This is a genomic window from Hydrophilobacter chitinilyticus (genome assembly GCF_049860745.1).
Classification (GTDB): Bacteria; Pseudomonadota; Gammaproteobacteria; order Burkholderiales; family Burkholderiaceae_C; genus Rhodoferax_B.
In genome coordinates this window covers 1,626,626-1,649,634 of the sequence record NZ_CP187561.1, presented here as the reverse complement: position 1 = coordinate 1,649,634, position 23,009 = coordinate 1,626,626, and the positions used below count along the sequence as shown (strand labels likewise).

Below are 23,009 nucleotides of genomic sequence, written 5' to 3'. Positions count from 1 at the left end.
GTTCCTGACGTCATGGCGTACAGGTGGGGGCAAGCGCGCTATTTTCGCTGTTTTTTTGTGGGGCGGATTCAAATCCCCTTGTGTGGCGCTACGACACCACGTCGCACGTACATCACAAGCGTGTCACAAGCTTATTACAAGCGCGCCGCAGCCACTTTACCTCAAGGCACGGCAAGCGACAGGTTGGCCCGGGGCGTCCACTTTTCGTCTGCAGTGATGACCTTGGGCGCTCCTAAAAACAGCCGGTCGGTCGACAGCTTCTGCGCCGCCAGATAGTCGCGCACGGCCACGCCACGCTGGGTGGCCAACTCTTTCATGGCGTCGTCGGGGATGCGGATGTTGGCCAGCAGCAATGCTTCCATCTCGGGCACGGGCAGGTCTTTGGTCAGGCCGATAGCGTTGCGCGGCTTGGGGAAATCCGCGCGTTTGTAAAGCGCCTTCACCAAATCGGGGTACTCGGCGTCACTGATCTTGATGTCTGTTGCATCAGCGCGGCCCGATGAAGCCGTTCCATCGGCCATACCCGCACGGCGCTTTTCGGCACGCATGCGGCGCAGCAGGCGTTCCTTTTTATAGGACTCCAACTCCACAGCCTCGCTGGCCTCGCCCACTACGGTCAATTTCAGCGCAGGCTTGCTTTCAAGCGCCTTGGCCACTTTGACCAGACCCTCTTCAGCTTGCGGCGTGAGATCGTCGCTGCCTGCCACAAACGCCACGGTGCTGAGTTCGTCCCGGTCACTGCCACCGCTGAAGACCTTGCCCAGCGCGTTGAACGGCGCGGTCACAGCTTTGACAATGATGTTGCCGATGATCTTGAAGATGATGGGCACGATGCTGAACTGCGGGTCGTTGAGCGAGCCGCTGATGGGCAGGTTCAGGTCGATCACGCCATTGGAATCGGACAACAAGGCCGTCGCCAGTTTCACCGGTAGGCTGGTCGGTGCGCCGGGCACAGGTTCGCCAAAGGTCAACTGGTTCAGCACGATGCTGTTTTCAGCCGTCAGCAGGCCATCAGGCTTGATGTTGTAGTGCACGTCCATCGACAGCTTGCCGCGCTCAATGCCATGGCCCACATACTTAATAGAGTATGGCGACAGCGGGGGCAGCTCCAGGTCTTTGACCTTGGCGTTGATGTCCAGCGCCAGCGGCTTGGCCAGCGGGTTGAGTTTGCCCTTGATGTCAAGCGAAGCCGTGCCCTCCGCTTTGCCGCGCAGCTCCAAATCAGCGAGTTGCGGCACGCCCTGCACCGGCACCGATGAAAAAGCGCTGAGTTTGCCGGCCAGTTCACTCAGATCAGCAGAGTAATTGGGCTTGATGAAAAAGTCGGAGAACGCCACCCGGCCATTGACCAGGGTGATGGGGCCAAAGTTGATCACCGGGTCGAGCGGGTTGGGTGGACTCGGCGGGGTGGGCACTTTGGCCGTGGTCACGGACCCTGACTTGACAGGCGTAGCGGACGAGGCGGACGCCGCTGGTGTTGGAGACGTTGCAGCGGCTTGCTCGGATGATTTCACCAAGTCCTGCAGATTTAACCGGCCGTTCTCATTCAAGATGATGCGCGCATAGAAATCGTCCAGCGCGGTTTCTTTGACTGAGGCCACCGGCGCCTTGCCCGGGCTCAAGGCCACGTCCACGCCGCGCAGGTTCAGTACCTTCCAGCTCAGCAGCTCGCGTCCGCGCCGCGTGGTGCTGGTGGCGACTGCGGCCGCCAGTTGTGGCGAATCGTTGGCGGCAGCCGTAGGTGCTGCCGGCGTCACCACCTGGGTCGCACCGTTGGCGCGGAAGTCTTCCACCGTCAGGTTACCGCCAAGCTTGGCTGCCAACCCGTCACGCGCCATCGTCACGTCGACCTGGCCTTTGAAACTGGTGTCTGCACGTACAAACTGCAGGTTCAACAGGTGTCGCACATAGGGGTCGGCCACTTGCATGGGCAGGTGCGACATGTCGACCTGACCATTGACGCTGAGGGGTTCCGTGCCCGCCGCGCCTTTAAACGACAAACGGCCCGGCTCGGTATTTCCAGAGCGCATCTTCAGCGACAACGTCACCGGCGATGGCTTTTTGCCACCCAAGACGAAGCTCTTGGCCTCGGCCTTGATTTCAGACAGATCCACCTGCACTGGCTGGGCCACACCGTTGTCAACAAAGGCCACGGCACCGCCATCGACCTGGAGGTTATCGACGTTGACCGTCCAGCGACCTGAGCCGGATTCAGCCACCTCGGTCACGGCCGCCACCACCGCCGCAGCGGCTGGCGCGTTCTGACTGAAAGTGCCCTGGGTGGTACGCACCCACCGCTCGAACATCCAGGTTTGATCAGCTGCGCGCTCGACGCGGGCGCGCGGGGTGTTCACGGCCAGGCGCTCGATGCTCACTTTGTGGGTATCCACACCGATCGACGCATTGGTCAGCAGCACGGTCTGCACACTGGCCAGTTCGCCGCCTTTGACAGCGCTCGGCCTGGCGCCCTTGGGAGCGGCCGCGGGGTCGGTCACCACCACTTGGTCTAATTGCACCTGTTGCGCGTTGACCTGCAAGCGCATGGGCGCCTCCCAAGCTACGTCCAGGTTGGCGCTGATCTGCCCCGCCACTTTGGGCACCAAAAACACATCGGCATAAGGTGCGCCCAGTCCCAATGGCAGGCCGTTGAGCTTGACATTGACCTTCGCCATTTTGTCGGTGGCATTACCCTCGAAAGTGATCGGCCCCTTGGCCACGGGCGCCGGAGTGTTCGCGGGGCGCTGGGTTGACGGCGTAACAGGTTTCACCGACGGTGTGCCGGTTGGACGATCAGGCGCCCCATCAATCGAGGCTTCGCCGCTGAAGGCCAGGGGGCCAGCGACAGGCCAAGTGACAGCAGACACATCCAGCGCCACATCACGCGCGGCGTACTTCACCGCACCCGAGCGCAGGCTGGCGTTGTGATCTTCCCAGCGCACCAGCCCGCCCTTAACGCTGAACTTGGCAAGTTCAATGCGCCACTCGGCGCTGGCCTCACCAGGGGCAGGATTCGCATCCTTACTAGCACTAGCGGGCATTGAGGCCGTTGCGGCTGCTGCAGATGCTCCTTTTTGAGGAGCATTTTCAAGTTTTTTAGGCTTGGGCGGGGGTGTTGCGGCGGCTGGCGTTGTCAAGCCTTCGAGCAAATTCAACTCGCCCCTGGCGTTACGCACCACGTCCAATTGCGGTGCGGTCACCTCGATTGACGCCACTTTGACCAGTTTTTCCAAGGGGCGCACTTCGTCGAGCACGACCTTCACACTCTCGAAAGCCACGGCATCCTGGTCGTGGATGTCGTTGGCCTTGAAGTTCTGCGCCTCGACCTGCCCGGTAAGTTTGAGACTGGTAGCGGGCTGCTGTTCAAAATGCACCTGCACATTTGCCTGCACCTTGCCAGCCTGCAGCTTCAGCGGCAGGTTCTTCGGCAGATAACCGAGGTACGGTGCCAGATCAAAGTCAGCCAACTGCAGCTTGGCGTCAGTCTTGCGGGAGTCGGCAAACGGCGTGGTTTCGGCCGTGGTTTCAAATTTACTGCCGTTGAAATTCAGCGAGAGGTGTGGTTCTACCTTCACTTCCAAGCGCGAGTCGAAATTGCTGAGGAAAGGCAGACCCAAATGCAGGTCGCGCACAGTGTGCAGCTTGCCCACCGGCTGGTCGTCAAAGTCCAGGCTACCACCTTTGACCTCAACGTTGTAGACCGCGAACTGTGGTGGCTTACCTGGCGGTTTATCAGAAGGCGCCAGCAACCGCGCCAACACATCATCAAAGTCGTAGCCGCCATCCGCCAAGCGCGTCACACGGATCTTCGGCTCGTCGACGGACACCGCACGCACCACCGGCGCCAGGCGCACCAGGGACTGAATGGATGCATCTATATAGAGACGCTTGATTTCTACCTGGGGAGGCGCCCCAGCAGCGGCACCCGCAATGGCGATATCGCCCAACGCCAATTCCAGCGACCAGGGCTTGAAGTCGACCGAGCCAATGGTGAGCGCCCGCCCTAGTTGCTCGCTACCGATCTTCTGCGCCTGGCTTTTCAGAATAGGCGGCACGGCCAACCACCCGACGAGCAGCAATAAAACGAAGGCCACCAGCGCCCATAGGAAGCGTCTGAACAGCGGATGATTTCGTGCGTTGGCGAGTTTCATAGGGTCGATTGTTTTTATGCTGTGGGCAAGCATAAAGCACGCGTCCGCACCCGATGTAGTTCACGAAGGAAATAGCCACGCTGCCACGTCAAAAAGCGTTGACCATCGCGCCCAAAACGAAAAGCCCGGACGGCTGGTGTGACACCTACCGTCCGGGCTTGGCGACTGAACTAATGTCCGTGTCACCTGGGTTCGCAACAGGGAGAGTGATGTCCCTCGTTGCGGCGGAGGCAATAGATTGCCTCCATAGTGGACCGGGGCTGCTTCGCGTCATCGTCGCTGAGTGTCAGATGACTGCTGGCTCCTACCGGTTGATGCCTGCTGCTGCAGACGCCTTCACTCTAGTCAATGCGCACGGCGAATTCAAATGTACTTTTCAATCATCGCAGCCGCTGTCATTGCGAGCTTTGCATTGACAAGGCGAACGACGTGCAAACCCAAGAAATTAGCGAAATTAATCGCCGCAGCTGTCTACACGCAGATGCACAGCCCCCACATGGATGCAACTGCAAGTAAACGTAAAGTTTAAAAAACCACAAAAATCTGTAAAAACATCCAGTACCTTTCCAATCGCAGTGAAGCTTGCTGCACTTTTGCTAGCTGCAACACCCAAGCAGGCCGGCGCTGCCTGTGCACCATCCAATTTTTAAAACGTCGTGGACAACACCGTTTTGCGACTTTTTTCGCAGTCAAAAGCGCCCTCTAATGCAATTTTATATATAAAAAATCATAAACATATTCTTGACCGTGTATTAAAACACCCCATAGAATCCGCCCGTTGCTGGAAAGCCAGTGAAGATCGACGCCCGCGGCCGACCCCGGCCCTTATCAAATCGATGCCCAGAAAGAAAAGGCACTGCACGATTTTGATGGCGACCCAAACCAATCGGCGAACGCAAGACGACCGGACTGAACACACACAGTTCTCCAAGTCGTCGTTCGCCAACGCGAGTTGAGGAGTGCTATGACAGCGTTACAGAAGTTGAGCCAAGGAGCCCGGACGGTCATGTCCGACATCCTCCAGGGCTTTTTTGAAATTACCCACAATGGATTTGCCCTGATCGGGCTGGTCGTGGCATTTGCCGCCATCACGATCACCGCACGTCCAGACCTGCGTGAAGTGGGCGAAGTGCAATTGATGAGCTGGCTCCAAGAGCGGCGCATCGAGGTGATGGGCATGCAAGGCGTGCAAATCGAAAACGACGCCGTCGACCGCGCCACTGCATCCAACCCCAAAGATTTGCCCAAGCAGCAAGCGGCAGTCGCCTACTGGCTGAGCAAAAAGTACCGCGTGGCTCCAGAACCGGTCAGTGCCTTGGTGTCCGAAGCTTATGAAATCGGCCGCTCCGTCAAACTCGACCCTACCTTGATCCTCGCCGTGATGGCGATTGAATCGGGCTTCAACCCATTTGCCCAAAGCCCAGTAGGCGCTCAAGGACTGATGCAGGTCATGACCAAGGTCCACACCGACAAGTACGAGAACTTTGGCGGCCAGTTCGCGGCGTTCGATCCTCTGACTAATCTGCGCGTGGGTGTGAAGGTTCTCCAGGAATGCATCGCTCGCGCAGGCTCGGTTGAAGGCGGGCTGCGCTACTACGTGGGTGCGGCCAATTTGAACGACGACGGCGGTTATGCCAGCAAGGTTTTGGCAGAACACCAACGTCTGCAGCAGGTTGTCGCCGGCCGGAGTACCCCATTTGTGGTGCCCCGCACGATTCCAGTGATGGCCCCCATCAAACGCCAAGCCGAGACCAGTGAAGAAAAGGTGGCCGGTCTCTATTGATCTGCACCGCTGGCTTTCGCTGGAGATGCCGCTTTTTTGAGCGGCATTTTTCATGGGGCTTGCGCGCTGGCCTTCAACAGGAATGCGAGCCTGGGCTACACTAGCAGGGTACGCAACTGGCGATAGGCATGGCGCTGCAAAGTGCCCATGTTGACGTGGACCACCGTTGCGGCTGCATCTTCACGATGCGGCCCTCGGGCAACCACTGGGAAGCGTGCCACCAAAGCTTTGGCTTCGGTGATCAGCCGTTCGCCTGGGCAGCTACTTGTCTCGAACAAGTAATCACCCATATGCAATTTCTGCAAGGACTGCCATGTACGACCGTAATATCCTGATCGAGCAAACCGATCCCGAAATCTTTCGCGCCATCCAGCAAGAGCATGCGCGCCAAGAACACCACATTGAGCTGATCGCCAGCGAAAACTACGCCTCACCCGCCGTCATGGCTGCACAAGGCTCGCAGCTCACCAACAAATACGCCGAAGGCTACCCAGGCAAGCGCTACTACGGCGGTTGCGAATATGTCGACGTGGCCGAGCAGTTGGCCATCGACCGCGTGAAGCAAATCTTCGGTGCCGACGCAGCCAACGTGCAGCCGCATTGCGGCGCTTCGGCCAATGAAGCAGTGTTCCTGGCCTTCCTGAAACCCGGCGACACCATCATGGGTATGAGTTTGGCCGAAGGCGGTCACCTGACCCACGGCATGCCACTGAACATGAGCGGCAAGTGGTTCAACGTTGTTTCTTACGGTCTCAATGCCAAAGAAGAAATCGACTATGACGCGATGGAAGCCAAGGCACGCGAACACAAGCCCAAGCTGATCGTGGCCGGTGCCAGCGCCTACTCGCTGGGCATCGACTTCGCGCGTTTCGCTAAAGTGGCCAAAGAAATCGGCGCTATCTTCATGGTCGACATGGCCCACTATGCTGGTCTGATCGCCGCAGGCATCTACCCCAACCCTGTGCCACACGCTGACGTGGTCACCTCCACCACCCACAAGAGCCTGCGCGGCCCCCGTGGCGGCATCATTTTGATGAAGTCGCAACACGAAAAAGCCATCAACAGCGCCATCTTCCCCGGCCTGCAAGGCGGCCCGCTGATGCATGTCATCGCGGCCAAGGCGGTGGCCTTCAAGGAAGCACTGCAACCTGAGTTCAAGGTGTACCAACAGCAAGTGCTGAAGAACGCCCAGATCGTTGCCGAAACCCTGACACAGCGCGGCCTGCGCATCGTCAGCGGCCGCACCGAAAGCCACGTCATGCTGGTCGACCTGCGTGCCAAGGGCATCACCGGCAAGGAAGCCGAAGCCGTGCTGGGCCAAGCCCACATGACGATCAACAAGAACGCCATCCCGAACGACCCGGAAAAGCCAATGGTCACCAGCGGCGTGCGCGTCGGCACCCCGGCCATGACCACCCGCGGCTTCAAGGACGAAGAAGCGCGCATCACGGCCAACCTGATCGCCGACGTGCTGGACAACCCACGCGACGAAGCCAACATCGCCGCCGTGCGCGCCAAGGTCAATACCCTGACCTCGCGCTTCCCGGTCTACCGTTGATCCGCGACACCGCACGGGCGGCCCCGCGATGAAGTGCCCCTTCTGTGGCCACGCAGAGACGCAGGTGGTTGAAACCAGGGAATCCGAAGACGGAGACCTGATTCGCCGCCGGCGCCGCTGCGGCTCGTGCGAGCAGCGCTTCACCACGTACGAACGCGCTGAAGTGGCCATGCCCAGCGTGGTCAAGAAAAATGGCAGCCGCATGGACTTCGACGCAACCAAGCTGCAAGCGTCGATGCGCCTAGCGCTGCGGAAGCGCCCGGTCGCCGTCGAACAGGTCGATGCGGCCCTGGAACGCATCGAACGCAAGCTGCTCGTCAGCGGCGCCAAGGAGATCACCACCGCAAAACTCGGCGAGTTGGTGATGCGTGAACTCAAGAAGCTCGACAAGGTGGCCTATGTGCGCTTTGCGTCCGTCTACCGCAGCTTCGAGGATGTGGATGAGTTCAGTCGGTTGATTCAGGATATCTGAGCCGTGACCCCGCCGACATAAGCCGGCACTTCACAATCTGAGCGGCCATCCGTCAAGCGGCTCACGATGCCAGACCAACGGCAGTTAATTCTGGAGCGCCTTTCCTCACAATTGAGGCCATGACGCATCCATCAACATTGGAATTTCGTACGCCGCCTACACACGGCCATGGATTTACTCTACTCGAAATGTTGGTGGCACTTGCGATTGTCGCCATTCTGGCAGTTCTAGCGGCGCCCTCACTCCGAGATTTTTTTGCTCGCAACAAGATGCTTGGCATCAGCAACGAATTCGCATCTAGCGTCCTGAGGGCGCGCAACGAAGCCATCGGCAAGAACACGTGTGTCACCATGTGTTTGAGTACGACCGTCAATGCGACAGGCAGCGGAAGCAGTGGCCCTCGTTGCGCCACAAGCGGCCAAGACTGGCAGGTAGGGTGGATCACTTTTTTGAATCCCTCTTGTGACAACGCCAGTAACTATCCGGCTGCCCCGGAGGACCTTCTTTTTGCTCGCCAGCCCGTCGCTGGAGACTATTACCTCCAAGCCCAATCGAGTACCCGCAAGATTCAATTCAATGCCAGAGGCCTCAATGGGTTGAGTAGCGCAGAAGAATTCGACCTGATATTCGAATCCGTTAACCATCCTTGGACGCAGCAATTCGGCGTCAATATTTGCCTCAACAAGATGGGGCGGACCCGAACCATTTCCAACCAGGCCGCTTGCGGTAGCGATACGAACTAAGAGCTCCTATGGTCAATACCTCCTCACGTCGTCGCATCAACAGCGGCGTCACCTTGATTGAAGTCTTGGTAGCCATCATCGTGTTATCGATTGGCTTACTAGGCATTGCAGGGCTGCAAATCGCAACGACCAAGTACAAAATTAACTCATGGTCGCGCTCCGCCAATGCATCTTTGTTCGCTGACTTTACCGACCGTGTTCGCATGAATCCGAGCCAAGCGGGGCGCAACTTCATCACGGGGGCAGATAGCACTTCTGCATATCTACTTAGCAGCAGTTGGGCAACCCAGCAAGCTGCTGACGACACATCGTTGACCATTACCCCAAATTGCGAAACGGATACCTCTGTCTCAAGTTGCACTCCCCAGCAGCGCGCGACCTACGACATGGGGGCCTGGCGCCTGCGCGTGCGCAATGCACTACCTCAAGGAGCAGCCTTGGTCGAAGGTAATCGAAGCGACGGCATTACGGTCACGTTGATGTGGTTTGACAAGGACAACACTGATTCACAACGCCGTGTCAACGACGGTACGGCCGTCAATCTGGTCGCGGCCCCCACATGCGATGCATCTCAAACCGGCTTGGCTCGACAAACCTGCTGCCCCTCCTCGGCATCGGCTCCAGCAGGTGTGCGTTGCGCCCGTTTCTCCTTCGTGCCATGAACCATACCCGCCCCATGCCAACTCGCCAGCAAGGCGTCACACTGGTGGAGTTGATGATCACCCTGGCGATAACGCTTTTCTTGGTGACCGCCGCCGCCTATGTCTACCTGAACACCCGAGAGACCCAGCGCGCAGTGGAACGCAACAGCGCAAATCAAGAAACGGGTTCTTTTGCCCTCGAACTCTTGGGCCGTGACATTGCCAACGCCGGTTTTTACCCAACAGTAGCACCGCCGATCTCACCCAACTTCCCTAAAATGCGTCGCGTCGATGGTTACCCTCCAGCGCAAGGTATTCCCGTACGATCCACAGATTGGACATCCCCCAGCAGTAGTGACAATGCCTATATCACAGGTATTTTTGGCTGTGAAGGCTCTGTCTTCGATGTGGCGACAGGAACCTGCGGCACGCCGTCATCGACAGCGCCTGACTCCCTGGTCATTAATTATTTCTCCAGCGACGCCATGAATAGCGTGGTCGGAACGCGGCGCGACTGCAATGGGGCCGATGCGGCCAACGACGCCAGCAACGCGATCCGAAAGCTCAACGACGGCACACCCGCAACGACTCTCAATGCGGCCCTGCCTCCACAACTCCCCTTGTTCGTTTCCAATCGATATTCACTCGGAGATACCACCACTGAAATCGAAAAACAGAGCGTCACGACCATGAGCTTGCGATGTTCCGGTAATGGCAATACGAGCGGCTACCAACCAATTCTGCTCGGGGTTGAAGACTTGCAGTTGACGTATGGCGTCTACAACAATGCAACCACCCGTGCGCCTGATCGCTTCTACACCGCACTGGAAATTAAAAACGATTTGGCGACACTCAACATCAATGGCGTTGCACTTTCGCCCTGGAGCCGAGTGGTCGCGGTACGAGTGTGCATCATGACGCGCAGCGTGGGTGCAGCCCCCAAGATTGCAGACAAGAGCACGGCTCTACGCAAGTACATCAATTGCAACAACGAAGAAAAGAGCCAAAGCGCTAGTGATACGTCACTGCGTAAGCGTTTCATACAGATCTTCGCTGTGCAAAACAACATCAACCAATCCTACTAGGGCTCACCATGCCCACACTCCGCTTGCTCCGTCGCGTCACTCTTGTGCAACCTACTCAGCAGAAGGGCGTGGCCCTGATCGTCGTTTTACTGTTTCTTCTGGCTATCACCGGCCTCACAGTTTGGGCCGCGCGCCAAGCCATGTTTGGAGAAGGCATGGCACGCAATCAACTAGACCAAGAAGTTGCCTATCAAGCTGCCGAATCAGCCTTGCGCGATGCCGAGCGCGATCTCATGCAGATCACCCCGGCGATCCTGACCGGAGCTTCATGTAGCCGCGGACGCTCACGCGCCCCTATCGTCTCAGACTTCACGGACGACTGCCAACTCGGCTTGTGCCGCAGAGAAGACTCGACGTATGCCACGTCCAATTGGGGAAGTGCAACGTCAGGCTCAACCAGTGGCTCGGAGCCTTGGTGGCCAGTCAGCAAAGGCGGGGCATGGAATAACGGCTTCGACAACAAGCCCAATCGTGCCGCCAGTTCAGTAGATACGGGCCATTGCAACTTCACCGGTGCGATTCCGCTGGGCACATTCACTGGCGTCACCAGCATTCAAGGCGTTGCACAGCAGCCCGAATACATCATTGAACACTTTGTTCGGGCTAGCAACGTGACCTATCAACCCACTGCGGTCTATCGCATCACCGCACGCGGCTTTGGCTACTCTTTGCGCACACAGGTCGTCTTGCAGACCTATTTCTCACCGCTTCAGGAATAAAGATTGTTGTGCCCAGTCGCATAGCTCACCTAGGACCAGCCTCATGAAAACCATTACGCCCTCAGTCAAACACCTATTGGTGTTCAGCCTCGCCTTTCTGGCGGTGCAACTACAGGCAACTCCGTTGGATGTATCGACACCAAGGCTAGCTGTTCCGCCAAATATCGTGTCAACCTCCAACCGCCCCATGATGATGTTGGCCGCAACCAAGGATCATTCGTTGTTCGGGCCGGTCTACACCGACTTCGAAGACCTCGACAATGACGGTGTGATCGACACCACTTTCAAGCCAAACTTCAAATACTACGGCTACTTCGATCCCACCAAATGCTATGCCTATAGCACCGCTGATGTACGGTTCAACCCTACTCAGATTGCCAATAGCAAGACCGTTACCACGACCACGACGACGACCGCAACGTCGACCGGCTTTTCTTCGACCATCACGCTCTCCACATCCACCACCGATGGCGGCACTGGCACTACCACAACAATATCTGTCCCAGGGGCCACAACGCCCAGCACAACCGGCACTGTCGGAACCACGAGCTCCTCTTCAACGATTTACTCTTGCCCAGGAGGCACACTTTCGTACTGGAGTGGCAACTTCCTCAACTGGGCGTCCATGACACGTTTAGACGTCGTACGCAAAATGCTCTACGGCGGCAAACGCAGTACGGACACCACGTCTGCTGGTGGCGTCGGTACAACCGTGCTTGAACGGGCCCAGCTCAATTTCGATGCTCACGCTTTTGTCAAGTACTACCGGGGTGAGGACATTCGTGACTACACTCCTTTTTCGACTGAGGACCTCAAAAAGGCGACAGGTCCTAATGCGGGAATCTATGCCGGTCTTAGCATTTGCAATTTGGGTTCAGAAGACTCCACTTCCACCACAAAAAACTCGCCCATTATGCGAATGGTTAAGGGCAATGTGCGCTTCTGGTCCACTGTCGAAGTGAGGCTTTGCCAATGGCACGACGCCGACTCCTACTCCTTAGGAACTTTCGGCCCCAAGCTTGCGCGCTACTACCAAGATTCAGACAAAGGAGCTGGCGGTGTAGCACATGAAATCACCATTCCCAACAAAAATGGTGATGGCGCGGTCTATGGAACGAACATTGGCCCTGAGTTGACCATGCGGGTCAAGGTCTGCGACCCCAAACTTCTGGGTGAGGAACGTTGCCAAGCCTTTCCCAGTGATTCAACTCAAAACTACAAGCCATACGGCTTGTTCCAGGAATTCGGCTACGCCACCTCGGGAGCCGCACGCGCCGAATTTGGCGTCATTACAGGCAGCTACGACCTCAATTACACCGCCGGAGCCCTGCGCAAGAACATGGGTGATTTTGCGGATGAGATCAATCCCAAAACAGGCGTGTTTTGCCATAGTGCCAGCTCTGGCTGTGATAACCCACTGGCCGACGGACGCGCCACAGGCGCCGGAGCCATCAAGGCATTCGACTCCATCATTTTGTTTGGACGCTCTCCAGGGAGCTACGGAAGCCAAGGCACCCCCAGCACCGTTGGAGAGGGCAAGCTGCCGGCCTGGGGAAACCCCATTGGCGAAATGTTGGTGCAAGCGCTTCAGTACTACGCTTACGACGGCACAAAGCCAACGCCCACTAACCCCTCAAGCACCAACAATGACACGACGGCTGGAGTGCCGGTTGTAAAGTGGAGCGATCCGTTATCCACGTCGAACGCAACACGCGCCACGAACTACGGCAACTCGATTTGTCGCCCACTGAATGTGCTTTTGATGTCCAACAGTGCACTGAGCTTTGATGGGCAAGCCTCAGGGCCATTTACCACTCTACCGACCACTCCAAGCCTGACCAACTACACCGACAAGGTTGGCGATGCCGAAAACATCAACAAGAGCTTGCGCTCCGTTGGGTCCATCGACGGCACCTATGGCACTTCTTGTTCGGCCAAGACTCTAACGACCCTCAGCCAAGTGTCAGGTGTTTGCCCTGAAGCCCCTGCGATGGGCGGAACATATCAAGTCGCAGGTGCCGCTCTGTATGGCAACACAAACAAGATTCGCACCGTCGGCACCGGCAGCACCGTACCCAAGGATCTCGCGTCGACAAAAGATGCCCTCAAGATCAAAACCATGGCCGCTTCTCTTACGGGTGGCGCGCCACGAATCGACATTCCGGTACCAGGAAGCTCTCCTACCCGCTATGTTTACATCACCCCAGAAAGCGTGCAGAGCGGCGGCGCCATCAGTGCCCCGCTAACCTTCGCCTCCATCAGCTCCAGCACGACCCACGGAGCTTTTATCGTGACCTGGAACGACGTGTTGATGGGTGGCGACTACGACATGGACATCACCGGCTTCATCCGCTATGACCTAGTGGACAAAAATGGCGTGGCCAATACCAACGGCCCCTACATCAAAGTCACCACCGATATCCCAGGCGTGTGCGGTGGCGCGGCAGGCACTCATGGGTTCAGCATCATCGGGGTAACCGACGATACAGGCGCCAGTAAAAACGGGCGCTATCTCACCCATCAACATTCTGGCAGCGGCGGCTCCACGTTCACCTCCCTGAGCGGCATGCCTGGGACCAGCGAATACCTCTGCGGCGATTCAAGCTACCGCGCTCGCAGCATCACTGTCAGCGGTACCAACACCACGTACGCAAATACAGTTTGCGCTGTGACGGGCAACGGCAGCACCGGCGACACCGCCATTCCGACCTTGGCGAACTATTGCACGGTCCAAAACAAGGACTTCCCGGTATCCATGACTTTCAAGATGGTGGGTGAGTCTGACGCTCTTCTCAAGGACCCCCTCTATTACGCCGCCAAATACGGCGATTTTGATTCCAGCACGAAGAACAACGACGGCACTTACTCAGACGTGTCGATGCCAACCACAACAGACAGCTGGGACAAGCTCAAAACCGACGGATCGACTGGTGCCGACGGTATTCCTGACGGCTACTTCCTGGCTCGCCGCCCAGATTTGCTGGAGCAGCAGTTGCGCAAGGCGCTCGACAGCCTGGCCCGTAACTCCAATGCGGCCCCGGCATCTTCGTCGCGTCAATTGACAACAGACGGGTTCAAATACGTTGCCAAGTTCGACTCCACCACGGTGTCGGGCAACATCGAGGCCTACAAGGTCGATCCGTCTACAAGCGACTACAAGACAACACCCGAGTGGAGTGCCGGACAATTGCTGCGCAACGTCGCCGCTAGCACTGAAGGCAGCACCGAGGGTTCAGGTAACGCGCGCAACATCATCACTAATTTTGGGAATACAAGCACGTCTGGCGCCGTGTTCCGTTGGTCCGCGTTGCCCACTGGTTATCAAGATCTAATCAAGGGCGGTACCAACACTCTTAGTGCGGCCAACGCAGAGGTGGTTGTCAAATATCTGCGAGGTGATCAGACCAAGGAAAATGCATCCACGGGCCTGCGCGAGCGCTCCAACAATTTGCTTGGGCCCATCGTCAATGCCACGCCTTGGGTGCAGTCACCACCGGCGGCCTTTTACGCAGAGGCCCTCTTCCCAGGCTATCGGAATTACGTCAGCACCAACAAAGCCCGTAGCAAGTTGCTGTGGGCATCAACCAACGACGGTATGCTGCATGCGTTCAACGCCACCACCGGTGCGGAGGTTATGGCTTATGTTCCAGGCCCATTGGCCAACCGCTTGGCAGAAATCCCGATGCAGCGCGGTACAACCGGACGCACCCGCTTGGACGGAGATTACTTTGCGACGAACTCCGACAACAAAGATCATTTACCGGACGGCACGGTGTGGGCCTATGTGGACGGCAGCCCTTTCACGGCCGATGTGCGACTCGGTGCAGATGCCGACGACAGCGTTAAATCCAGCCCGCAATGGAGGACGTACGCGTTCAGTTCCCTAGGCCGGGGTGGTAAAGCCTTCTTTGCCTTGGACGTAACCTCGTCTTCTACCGTGAATGCAGCCGAAGCAGGCGCAAAAGACATCTTTAAATGGCAATTCACGTCGGATGACGACCCCGATATGGGTTACAACGTCAACGACATTGCCATCAACGTCAACTCCGGCCAAGCCAACCCTATCGTCAAACTGAACAACGGCCGCTTTGCCGTGCTGCTGAATAATGGCTACAAGTCAACCAACGGAAAAGCCGTTCTGTATTTGCTTTATGTAGATGGCCCCAATGCCTCAGGCACTTGGACTGCCGGCACAAACTACGTCAAAATCATCGCCGATGTAGGCACCGGTAACGGACTGTCACCACCGACCTGGATCGACCTTGACAACAACGGTACGGCTGACGTGGTCTACGCCGGTGACCTCAAAGGTAATATGTGGAAGTTCGACCTGAGCAACCCCGACTCCACCAAATGGGCAGTCGCCTACAAGTCTGGAACAACCAACCAGCCTCTGTTCAAGGCTCGTAGTGGAAGTACCGGCACAGGTGATGGACTGCCCATCACCACGGCGCCCGAGTTCGCCTACCCGGCTTTTGACGGCCTTATCATCACGTTTGCCACAGGCAACGCGTTCGAGACGGGTGACTACTATCCCAATACCGTGTTGACACAGCGCATGTACGGCATCTGGGACCGCCCTGACTTTGGCACCGGCACCAGCGGACGCAGCCTGCCGACGAGCCTGACCACTCTGGTACAGCGCACCTATGAACGCAATCAGACTACTGGCATCGTTACACTGACCGGCACTGCCAGTCCGATCAACTGGCTAACCCAGGACGGTTGGTATTTCGACCTTCCAGGCACCTCCGAAATGGTTCTGTCCGACCCCGATTTGAGTGCAGGGGTTCTGACCTTTACGTCTGTTCGACCGAAATCAACAGGAAACACCTACTGCACCACAACACCGGATGTCACGCTCTACACGATTGATCCGATTTCCGGAAAATCTGAGCGCAACAGCCAAGGGGTGACCACCGTGGGTAGCACCACCAATGTGCTCGTCTCTGGTACGGCCATCACTGACCAAAAAGTCGTGGTCGTCAACGACAAAACCAGCAAGCCGTTTACCAAAGTCGATAGCGGTCAATCATGCAATAAGGGGGATCCTGATTGCGTGTGCGCTGTCGTCAATGGCGTGACCGTGTGCAAGAAACAGGTTTCACCATGCAGTGACGACCAATATGCCAAGAAGATCGTCGGTGAGAGTACTGGCGTCACACTCTGCTATACCCCCAACTCGCGCGTGCAATGGCGCGAGGTGCCCGGACTAAGGACCTATTGAGATGATGCGATCAACCCCTAAAACACTCCGGCGGACACAACACGGCTTCACACTGCTCGAACTCATGATTACGGTAGTGGTCGTCGCCATTCTGGCCGCCATCGCCTATCCCACCTATATCGAGCAAATTGCCAAGGGGAAACGCGCGGAAGCCCAGGCCACGCTGCTCGCAGGCCAACAATGGATGGAACGTTTCTACAGCGAGAACTACCGATACGACGTCAATAGCGCAGGCACGGCTGTAATTGACAACAGCCAGTTCTTGGCGCGCTTCAGCCAGTCGCCACCTGATACTACGCAGGCAGCCCTCTATAACCTAGCAGTGAGCACGCCCACCCGTGACAGCTACACAATCACTGCCACACGAGCCGCCAGTCGAGCAATGGGCCAAGACCGTTGCGGCGACTTCAGCATCGACAACCTTGGACGTCGCAAGCTCGCTAACTACAGCTCGAAGGCGGGTGCCAGTCTCACCGACGCCTTGGCCTATTGCTGGAAATAAGCGAGCTGCTGCGCCAGCGAGTAGGAATGCGCCCAACGACACAACACGGCGTGGCGGCGGTCGTGGTGTTGGCAGCACATGTAGGAGTGCTTTATTGGAATTGGCCTCGTCCGATTACACGCGTCCTGCCTACGGTGACCTACATTACCGCCCGCGTGGGAGCTGTTGCAATGTCTCTCGCACCATTACCCGCCCCTGCACCGCCTACCGCGCCGCCCTCCTCACCATCGCCAGTTACGGCCTCGAATCCTTCAATAAAGAAACCAGACTTCGCCAAGGCTGAGATCGCTCGCCCCAAAACTACCCATCTTCCGCCATCGCCCACCCCAATTGACCCTGCCCCCTGGGAGGAGCCAAACCAGACCGCTTCGCCTCCCGTTCTGGACGGCTACTTTGCGTTCGATGCCGTAGACCCACCCGCAATCCCGTTCGGTGATTGGTTCGTTCACACCGAGGTACTCCCCCGTTTCAGCAGCATTCGCGCCGAAATCTGGATCTGGATTTCGGCCTCGGGCCAGATTGACCGCTGGGAGCTCGCTCCCGGATCCGAACCGTACGATTTGCTCATGAGAGCCCTTTCCGAGTTGGACTTGACGCGTCTAAGCCCAGCCATGCGCAACAATCTGGCCGTGCCAAGTTTTCGCCGTATCGAAATCGTCGTCAGTCGAGAGTAGTGAACCGATCACGCGTTCATCACCCCCGCGAGGTTCTATTGAGTTCACAGCCCCCTTTGCCGCAATCCACCATGTTAAATTCCCTCTCCCTTGGCATGTCCCTGGCACTCGCCCAAGCAGAGCATGCCAGCCGCATCGCTTCGCCAAACCCGGGCGTAGGCTGCGTGCTAATTAGTCCAAAGGGCGAAGTCATCGGAAACGGCCATACCCAGAAAGTCGGTGGCCCGCACGCCGAAATCATGGCGCTGCGTAATGCGGCAGCCAAAGGCCATGACGTGACCGGCGCCACGGCATACGTGACGCTTGAGCCATGCGCTCACCACGGCCGCACCGGCCCGTGCTGCGATGCGTTGGTGGCCGCTGGCATTGGCCGCGTAGTAGCCGCCCTGCCCGACCCCAATCCGCTGGTTGGTGGTCATGGCTTTGCGCGGCTTAAGGCCGCTGGCGTGGCCGTGGAGGTTGGTGAGGGTGCGGAACGTGCCTGGGCACAGAACATCGGCTTCTTCAGCCGCATGCTGCGCAAGACACCGTGGGTGCGGATGAAAGCCGCCACCTCGCTCGACGGCCAAACCGCGCTCACCAACGGCGCCAGCCAATGGATCACCAGCGAAGCCGCGCGCACCGACGGCCACGCCTGGCGCGCGCGCGCTTCGGCCATTTTGACCGGCATCGGCACAGTGCTGGAAGACAACCCACGGCTGGATGTGCGCTTGGTGGACACGCCGCGCCAGCCCCATTTGGTGGTGGTGGACAGTCGGCTGGAAACACCGGTAGATGCTGCTCTTTTCATAGCTGGCCGCACCACGTATATCTACACGGCGAGCCAAAACGAGGCCAAAATCGCCGCCCTGCAAGCGCGCGGCGCCACGGTGATCTACATGCCGGGCCAACAACCCGGCACCGAACAAAAGGTCGATCTGGCGGCGATGCTGTGCGACTTGGGACGGCGCGAGATCAACGAACTGCACGTCGAAGCCGGCCACAAGCTCAATGGCTCGCTGCTCCGCGAAGGCTTGGTCGATGAAATTTTGCTGTACCTCGCCCCCAAGCTGCTAGGTCAGGGGCTGGGTATGACCAACCTCGGCCCGTACACGTCGCTGGTGCAAGGCACAGCGCTTGAATTCAAGTCGGTAGAGCGCGTGGGGCCAGACCTCCGCATCCTCGCCCAGCCCCCTGGCCGTGACCGATTTGGCCCGCTGCCGGTCGCGCTGGAGACCTGATTCGCCCTCGATTTGATGGCCATCCATCCGGACATTCCGCTTTTACGGCACAAGCTCACGTAAACCCTGCGAAAATAGGCGGATGTTCACCGGAATCATCACCGGCGTGGGGCGCATCGTCGCCGTGCACGACCTGGGTAGCTCTTCTTCGTTCGGCAAGCGTCTCACCATTGAGACCCCTGCCGGGTATCTTGACGACGTGGGCCTGGGGGACAGCATTGCCCTCAATGGCGCCTGCATGACAGCGACGACGCTGGACTTGGCCCAACACCAGTTCACCATCGACATCTCCGCCGAGTCTCTCGACAAAACCACCAGCCTCGACGCCCCTGGCCCAGTCAATCTGGAAAAAGCCTTGCGCGCGCACGACCGGCTGGGCGGGCACATTGTCTCGGGCCATGTGGACGGCATTGGCAGCGTCAGCCACTTTGCCCAGGTGGGCGAAAGCTGGCTGCTGACCATCCTCGCGCCGCACAGCCTGGCCAAATACCTGGCGTACAAAGGCTCCATCACCGTCAACGGCGTGAGCCTCACGGTAAACAAAGCCATCGACGTGGATGGCGGCTGCGAAGTCCACATCAACCTGATTCCGCACACGGTAGAAAACACCGCGCTGGGCGCGCTGCGCGAAGGCGGCCAGGTCAACCTCGAGATCGACCTGATCGCCCGCTATGTGGAGCGCATGCTCCAGGCCAGCCCTGCCACCGCAGCGCTTAAGCCCACGCTCTAATTTAGATTCGCCCGAAAGCTCTCCGCATGTCCACCTCCCTCCCCGCTGGCTTGGCTCCGGCCGACCTCACGCCTGCCGGTATCTCCCCCGTCGAAGACATCGTGGCCGACATGCGCGCTGGGCGCATGGTCATCCTGGTGGACGAAGAAGACCGTGAAAACGAAGGCGACTTGGTGCTGGCGTCTGACCACGTCACGCCCGAGGCCATCAACTTCATGGCGCGTTACGCCCGTGGCCTGATCTGCCTCACGCTGTCGCGCGAGATGTGCGAACGCCTGCAGTTGCCGCCGATGGTGGCGCGCAACGGTGCCAAGCACGCCACCGCCTTCACCGTGTCGATTGAAGCCGCAGAAGGCGTGACCACCGGCATCTCCGCAGCCGACCGCTCGCGCACCGTGCAAGCCGCCGTGGCCGCCAACGCGCAAGCCAGCGACCTGGTGCAACCCGGCCACATCTTCCCGCTGCAAGCGGTGGACGGCGGCGTGCTGATGCGCGCCGGCCACACCGAAGCCGGTTGCGACCTGGCAGTGATGGCCGGTTGCAGCCCGTCGTCCGTCATCTGCGAAGTGATGAACGACGACGGCACCATGGCCCGCCTGCCCGACCTGCAAATCTTTGCAGCACAACACAGTCTGAAGATCGGCACCATCGCCGACCTGATCGAATACCGCAGCCGCAACGACTCGTTGGTGAAGAAGGTCGGCTGCCGTGCGATCCAGACCGCCGTTGGTGCATTCACCGCGCACGCCTTCCGCGATACGCCCAGCGGCGAACTGCACCTGGCGTTGGTGATGGGTGAATGGTCAGCCGAAGCCGTGGTCGATGTGCGCGTGCACGAGCCGCTTTCCGTGCTGGATCTGCTGGAGGTCAACAGCCCCATGCATTCGTGGAGCCTCGACGCCAGCCTGCGCCACATCGCCTCCGAAGGCAAAGGCGTGGCCGTGCTGCTGAATTGCGGCGAAAGCGCTAGCGAACTGCTGGCCCAGTTTGAAGGCACGGCACGCCCGGCCCAAGCCCCCGAGCGTGGCCGCATGGACTTGCGCACCTACGGCGTGGGCGCGCAGATTCTGCGTGAATGCGGCGTGACGCGTATGCGCCTGCTGGGCCAACCGCGTCGCATGCCCAGCATGACCGGCTACGGTCTTGAGACCGTGGGCTACCTCGCCAAACAAGACACTACGAAGGAATAACAACATGTTTGGTGCCAACCAAGGCCACTACGACCCACAAGCCCCCGAAATGAACGGCCAAAAGCTGCGCATCGGCATTGTGCAAGCGCGCTTCAACGCCGACATCACCAACGCCCTGGCCGCCGCCTGCAAAGCAGAGCTGGCCGCCCTGGGTGTGCAAGAGAAAAACGTGGTGCACGTGCAAGTGCCCGGTGCACTTGAAGTGCCGGTGGCCCTGCAAGCCATGGCCGAGCAAGAGCAGTTTGACGCGTTGATCGCACTGGGCTGCATCATCCGTGGCGAGACCTACCACTTTGAACTGGTGGCCAACGAGTCCGGCAGCAGCGTCAGCCGCATTGGGCTGGACTACCAAATGCCCATCGCCAACGCGATCCTGACCACCGAAAACCTAGAACAAGCCGTGGCCCGCCAAACCGACAAGGGCCGCGACGCCGCGCGTGTGGCTGTCGAAATGGCCAACCTGATGGAACAACTGCGATGAGCGAAACCCCTGAAATCCCCGAAAACGCCACCCCTGCGGCAGACAAACCCGCTCGCCAGTCGCGCACCGGTTTGACCAGCACCGGCGCCCGCAAAGCCTCGGCCAAGTCCGACCGCAGCCGCGCCCGCGAATTCGCCTTGCAAGGCCTCTACCAACACTTGGTAGGCCACAACGACGCGGCTTCCATTGACGCCTTTACGCGCGACCTGGCAGGCTTTCACAAAGCCGACTCGGCGCACTACGACGCCCTGCTACACGGCTGTATCGAAGAAGCTGCTGATCTGGACGCGCTGATCACCCCGTTGCTTGACCGTACCATGGCGGAGATCTCGCCCATTGAGCGCGGCGTGATGTGGATTGGCTCGTACGAGCTGCTGCACTGCCTGGACGTGCCATGGCGCGTGGTGCTCAACGAATGTATTGAGATGGCCAAAGAGTTTGGCGGTACCGACGGCCACAAATACGTCAACGGCATTCTGAATGGCGTGGCACAAAAGCTGCGCCCAGCTGAAATCGAAGCCGAGCAAGCCAAGGGTTTCAAAAGCAAACCGCGCGCCTGAGTTCGTTCACGCGGCCGTTCGCGTCATGTCCCAGCGCTCCCCACGCGAGCGCTGCCTCTCTCTCTAACTCCCCTGAGCCCCATCGTTGCCCATGCAGATTTCTCGCCGCGCCGAAGCCATTGAACCGTTTTACGTGATGGAAGTGGCCAAGGCCGCATCTGCTCTGGCGCAAGAAGTCGCGCGCAGCGACCGGCCGATGATCTTCCTGAACATTGGCGAGCCCGACTTCACCGCGCCACCCCTGGTGCAAGAAGCCGCGCAACGCTGCATCAGCGCTGGTACCACGCAGTACACCCAGGCACTCGGCCTGCCTGCGCTGCGCGAGCACATCAGCCAGTGGTACCGCAGCCGCTTCGGCCTTGAAGTGCCGGCCAGCCGCATCGTGGTCACGGCCGGCGCCTCCGCCGCCTTGCAGTTGGCCTGCCTGGCACTGTTCAACCCCGGCGACGAAGTGTTGATGCCCGACCCCAGCTACCCCTGCAACCGCCACTTTGTGAGCGCTGCAGAAGGCAAGGCAGTGTTGATCCCCACCACAGCAGCCGAGCGTTACCAACTCAGCGCTGAGAAGGTGGCCGCGGCCTGGACGGACAAGACCCGTGGGGTGCTGCTGGCCTCGCCCTCCAACCCCACAGGCACGTCCATCCACCCCGACGCCCTGCGCCAAATCCACGACGTGGTGCGCAGCCGTGGCGGCGTGACCTTGATCGACGAGATCTACCTTGGCCTGAGCTACGACGAAACCTTTGGCCACAGCGCGCTGGGCCTGGACGACCAGATCATCAGCGTCAACAGCTTCAGCAAATACTTCAACATGACCGGCTGGCGTCTGGGCTGGCTGGTGGTGCCCGAGGCACTGGTGCCGGTGATCGAGCGCATCGCGCAAAACCTGTTCATCTGCCCCAGCACGGTGTCGCAATACGCCGCGCTGGCCTGCTTCGATCCCGCGTCGCTGGCCGAATACGAGCGCCGCCGCGCCGAATTCAAGGCGCGCCGCGACTACTTTGTGCCAGCCTTGCGCGAGCTGGGTTTTGACATTCCGGTCGAGGCCGATGGCGCGTTCTACGTGTGGGCCGACTGCAGCAAGATCTGCCAGAAGCTGGACATCAAAGACAGCTGGGACTTTGCGTTTGAGGTGATGCACCGCGCCCACTTGGCCATCACGCCGGGGCGCGATTTCGGCACGGCCGAGACCGCCAACTTCGTACGCTTTTCGTTCGCCAATTCGCTCGAACAATTGCAGACCTCGGTGGCGCGCCTGCGTGCCATGCTCAGCTAA

Annotated in this window: 16 protein-coding genes and 1 riboswitch; of the genes, 15 read left to right on the top strand and 1 reads right to left on the bottom strand. The window is 58.9% G+C overall.

Features of this window, described 5'->3' with window-relative positions; all coding sequences use genetic code 11:
* Window positions 1-161: 161 nt before the first annotated feature.
* Window positions 162-4,148: a DUF748 domain-containing protein gene (locus tag ACPWMG_RS07435; protein ID WP_483304011.1), complete on the bottom strand. Its 3,987-nt coding sequence runs from the start codon at window positions 4,146-4,148 to the stop codon at window positions 162-164.
* Between the two features lie 964 nt (window positions 4,149-5,112).
* Between ACPWMG_RS07435 and ACPWMG_RS07430 the strand changes: the two genes are divergently transcribed.
* From ACPWMG_RS07430 to ACPWMG_RS07360, 15 genes are all read left to right on the top strand, one after another.
* Window positions 5,113-5,931, top strand: coding sequence for a lytic transglycosylase domain-containing protein (locus ACPWMG_RS07430; protein WP_483304010.1), 819 nt, complete (start codon window positions 5,113-5,115; stop codon window positions 5,929-5,931).
* Window positions 5,932-6,033: 102 nt separating this feature from the next.
* Window positions 6,034-6,197, top strand: a riboswitch (ZMP/ZTP riboswitch).
* A 47-nt stretch (window positions 6,198-6,244) separates the two neighbouring features.
* Window positions 6,245-7,489, top strand: a complete 1,245-nt coding sequence (gene glyA / locus ACPWMG_RS07425) for a serine hydroxymethyltransferase (RefSeq protein WP_483304009.1) — start codon at window positions 6,245-6,247, stop codon at window positions 7,487-7,489.
* A gap of 28 nt (window positions 7,490-7,517) precedes the next feature.
* The gene (gene nrdR / locus ACPWMG_RS07420; RefSeq protein WP_483304008.1) at window positions 7,518-7,961 is read left to right on the top strand and encodes a transcriptional regulator NrdR; all 444 of its coding nucleotides are present in this window, start codon (window positions 7,518-7,520) and stop codon (window positions 7,959-7,961) included.
* Window positions 7,962-8,080: 119 nt separating this feature from the next.
* Window positions 8,081-8,704, top strand: a complete 624-nt coding sequence (locus ACPWMG_RS07415) for a GspH/FimT family pseudopilin (protein ID WP_483304007.1) — start codon at window positions 8,081-8,083, stop codon at window positions 8,702-8,704.
* 8 nt (window positions 8,705-8,712) lie between these two features.
* Window positions 8,713-9,366 carry a type IV pilus modification protein PilV gene (pilV, locus tag ACPWMG_RS07410; protein ID WP_483304006.1) on the top strand — a complete coding sequence of 218 codons (654 nt, stop codon included), beginning with the start codon at window positions 8,713-8,715 and terminating at the stop codon, window positions 9,364-9,366.
* Window positions 9,363-10,430, top strand: a complete 1,068-nt coding sequence (locus ACPWMG_RS07405) for a PilW family protein (protein WP_483304005.1) — start codon at window positions 9,363-9,365, stop codon at window positions 10,428-10,430. The genes pilV and ACPWMG_RS07405 overlap by 4 nt, the downstream gene beginning before the upstream one ends.
* Window positions 10,431-10,438: 8 nt before the next feature.
* Window positions 10,439-11,149 (top strand): pilus assembly PilX family protein, encoded by a 711-nt coding sequence (locus ACPWMG_RS07400; protein ID WP_483304004.1) that lies wholly within the window; start codon window positions 10,439-10,441, stop codon window positions 11,147-11,149.
* A 43-nt stretch (window positions 11,150-11,192) separates the two neighbouring features.
* The gene (locus tag ACPWMG_RS07395) at window positions 11,193-16,376 is read left to right on the top strand and encodes a pilus assembly protein (protein WP_483304003.1); all 5,184 of its coding nucleotides are present in this window, start codon (window positions 11,193-11,195) and stop codon (window positions 16,374-16,376) included.
* 1 nt (window position 16,377) lies between these two features.
* Window positions 16,378-16,878: a type IV pilin protein gene (locus tag ACPWMG_RS07390; protein ID WP_483304002.1), complete on the top strand. Its 501-nt coding sequence runs from the start codon at window positions 16,378-16,380 to the stop codon at window positions 16,876-16,878.
* Between the two features lie 769 nt (window positions 16,879-17,647).
* Window positions 17,648-18,772 (top strand): bifunctional diaminohydroxyphosphoribosylaminopyrimidine deaminase/5-amino-6-(5-phosphoribosylamino)uracil reductase RibD, encoded by a 1,125-nt coding sequence (gene ribD / locus ACPWMG_RS07385; RefSeq protein ID WP_483304001.1) that lies wholly within the window; start codon window positions 17,648-17,650, stop codon window positions 18,770-18,772.
* A gap of 82 nt (window positions 18,773-18,854) precedes the next feature.
* A complete protein-coding gene (locus ACPWMG_RS07380; RefSeq protein WP_483304000.1) occupies window positions 18,855-19,502 on the top strand; it encodes a riboflavin synthase in 648 nt (215 codons plus the stop codon).
* Between the two features lie 26 nt (window positions 19,503-19,528).
* Window positions 19,529-20,692: a bifunctional 3,4-dihydroxy-2-butanone-4-phosphate synthase/GTP cyclohydrolase II gene (gene ribBA, locus ACPWMG_RS07375; protein WP_483303999.1), complete on the top strand. Its 1,164-nt coding sequence runs from the start codon at window positions 19,529-19,531 to the stop codon at window positions 20,690-20,692.
* A gap of 4 nt (window positions 20,693-20,696) precedes the next feature.
* Window positions 20,697-21,173 carry a 6,7-dimethyl-8-ribityllumazine synthase gene (gene ribH, locus ACPWMG_RS07370; RefSeq protein WP_483303998.1) on the top strand — a complete coding sequence of 159 codons (477 nt, stop codon included), beginning with the start codon at window positions 20,697-20,699 and terminating at the stop codon, window positions 21,171-21,173.
* The gene (nusB, locus tag ACPWMG_RS07365; RefSeq protein ID WP_483303997.1) at window positions 21,170-21,733 is read left to right on the top strand and encodes a transcription antitermination factor NusB; all 564 of its coding nucleotides are present in this window, start codon (window positions 21,170-21,172) and stop codon (window positions 21,731-21,733) included. Before ribH ends, nusB begins: the two co-directional genes overlap by 4 nt.
* Before the next feature lie 91 nt (window positions 21,734-21,824).
* The gene (locus ACPWMG_RS07360) at window positions 21,825-23,009 is read left to right on the top strand and encodes a pyridoxal phosphate-dependent aminotransferase (protein ID WP_483303996.1); all 1,185 of its coding nucleotides are present in this window, start codon (window positions 21,825-21,827) and stop codon (window positions 23,007-23,009) included.

Bases quoted from the DNA above. Each gene is read 5' to 3' on its own strand.
- ACPWMG_RS07435 (WP_483304011.1), bottom strand. From the start codon at position 4,148: ATGAAACTCGCCAACGCACGAAATCATCCGCTGTTCAGACGCTTCCTA.
- ACPWMG_RS07430 (WP_483304010.1), top strand. From the start codon at position 5,113: ATGACAGCGTTACAGAAGTTGAGCCAAGGAGCCCGGACGGTCATGTCC.
- glyA (WP_483304009.1), top strand. From the start codon at position 6,245: ATGTACGACCGTAATATCCTGATCGAGCAAACCGATCCCGAAATCTTT.
- nrdR (WP_483304008.1), top strand. From the start codon at position 7,518: ATGAAGTGCCCCTTCTGTGGCCACGCAGAGACGCAGGTGGTTGAAACC.
- ACPWMG_RS07415 (WP_483304007.1), top strand. From the start codon at position 8,081: ATGACGCATCCATCAACATTGGAATTTCGTACGCCGCCTACACACGGC.
- pilV (WP_483304006.1), top strand. From the start codon at position 8,713: ATGGTCAATACCTCCTCACGTCGTCGCATCAACAGCGGCGTCACCTTG.
- ACPWMG_RS07405 (WP_483304005.1), top strand. From the start codon at position 9,363: ATGAACCATACCCGCCCCATGCCAACTCGCCAGCAAGGCGTCACACTG.
- ACPWMG_RS07400 (WP_483304004.1), top strand. From the start codon at position 10,439: ATGCCCACACTCCGCTTGCTCCGTCGCGTCACTCTTGTGCAACCTACT.
- ACPWMG_RS07395 (WP_483304003.1), top strand. From the start codon at position 11,193: ATGAAAACCATTACGCCCTCAGTCAAACACCTATTGGTGTTCAGCCTC.
- ACPWMG_RS07390 (WP_483304002.1), top strand. From the start codon at position 16,378: ATGATGCGATCAACCCCTAAAACACTCCGGCGGACACAACACGGCTTC.
- ribD (WP_483304001.1), top strand. From the start codon at position 17,648: ATGTCCCTGGCACTCGCCCAAGCAGAGCATGCCAGCCGCATCGCTTCG.
- ACPWMG_RS07380 (WP_483304000.1), top strand. From the start codon at position 18,855: ATGTTCACCGGAATCATCACCGGCGTGGGGCGCATCGTCGCCGTGCAC.
- ribBA (WP_483303999.1), top strand. From the start codon at position 19,529: ATGTCCACCTCCCTCCCCGCTGGCTTGGCTCCGGCCGACCTCACGCCT.
- ribH (WP_483303998.1), top strand. From the start codon at position 20,697: ATGTTTGGTGCCAACCAAGGCCACTACGACCCACAAGCCCCCGAAATG.
- nusB (WP_483303997.1), top strand. From the start codon at position 21,170: ATGAGCGAAACCCCTGAAATCCCCGAAAACGCCACCCCTGCGGCAGAC.
- ACPWMG_RS07360 (WP_483303996.1), top strand. From the start codon at position 21,825: ATGCAGATTTCTCGCCGCGCCGAAGCCATTGAACCGTTTTACGTGATG.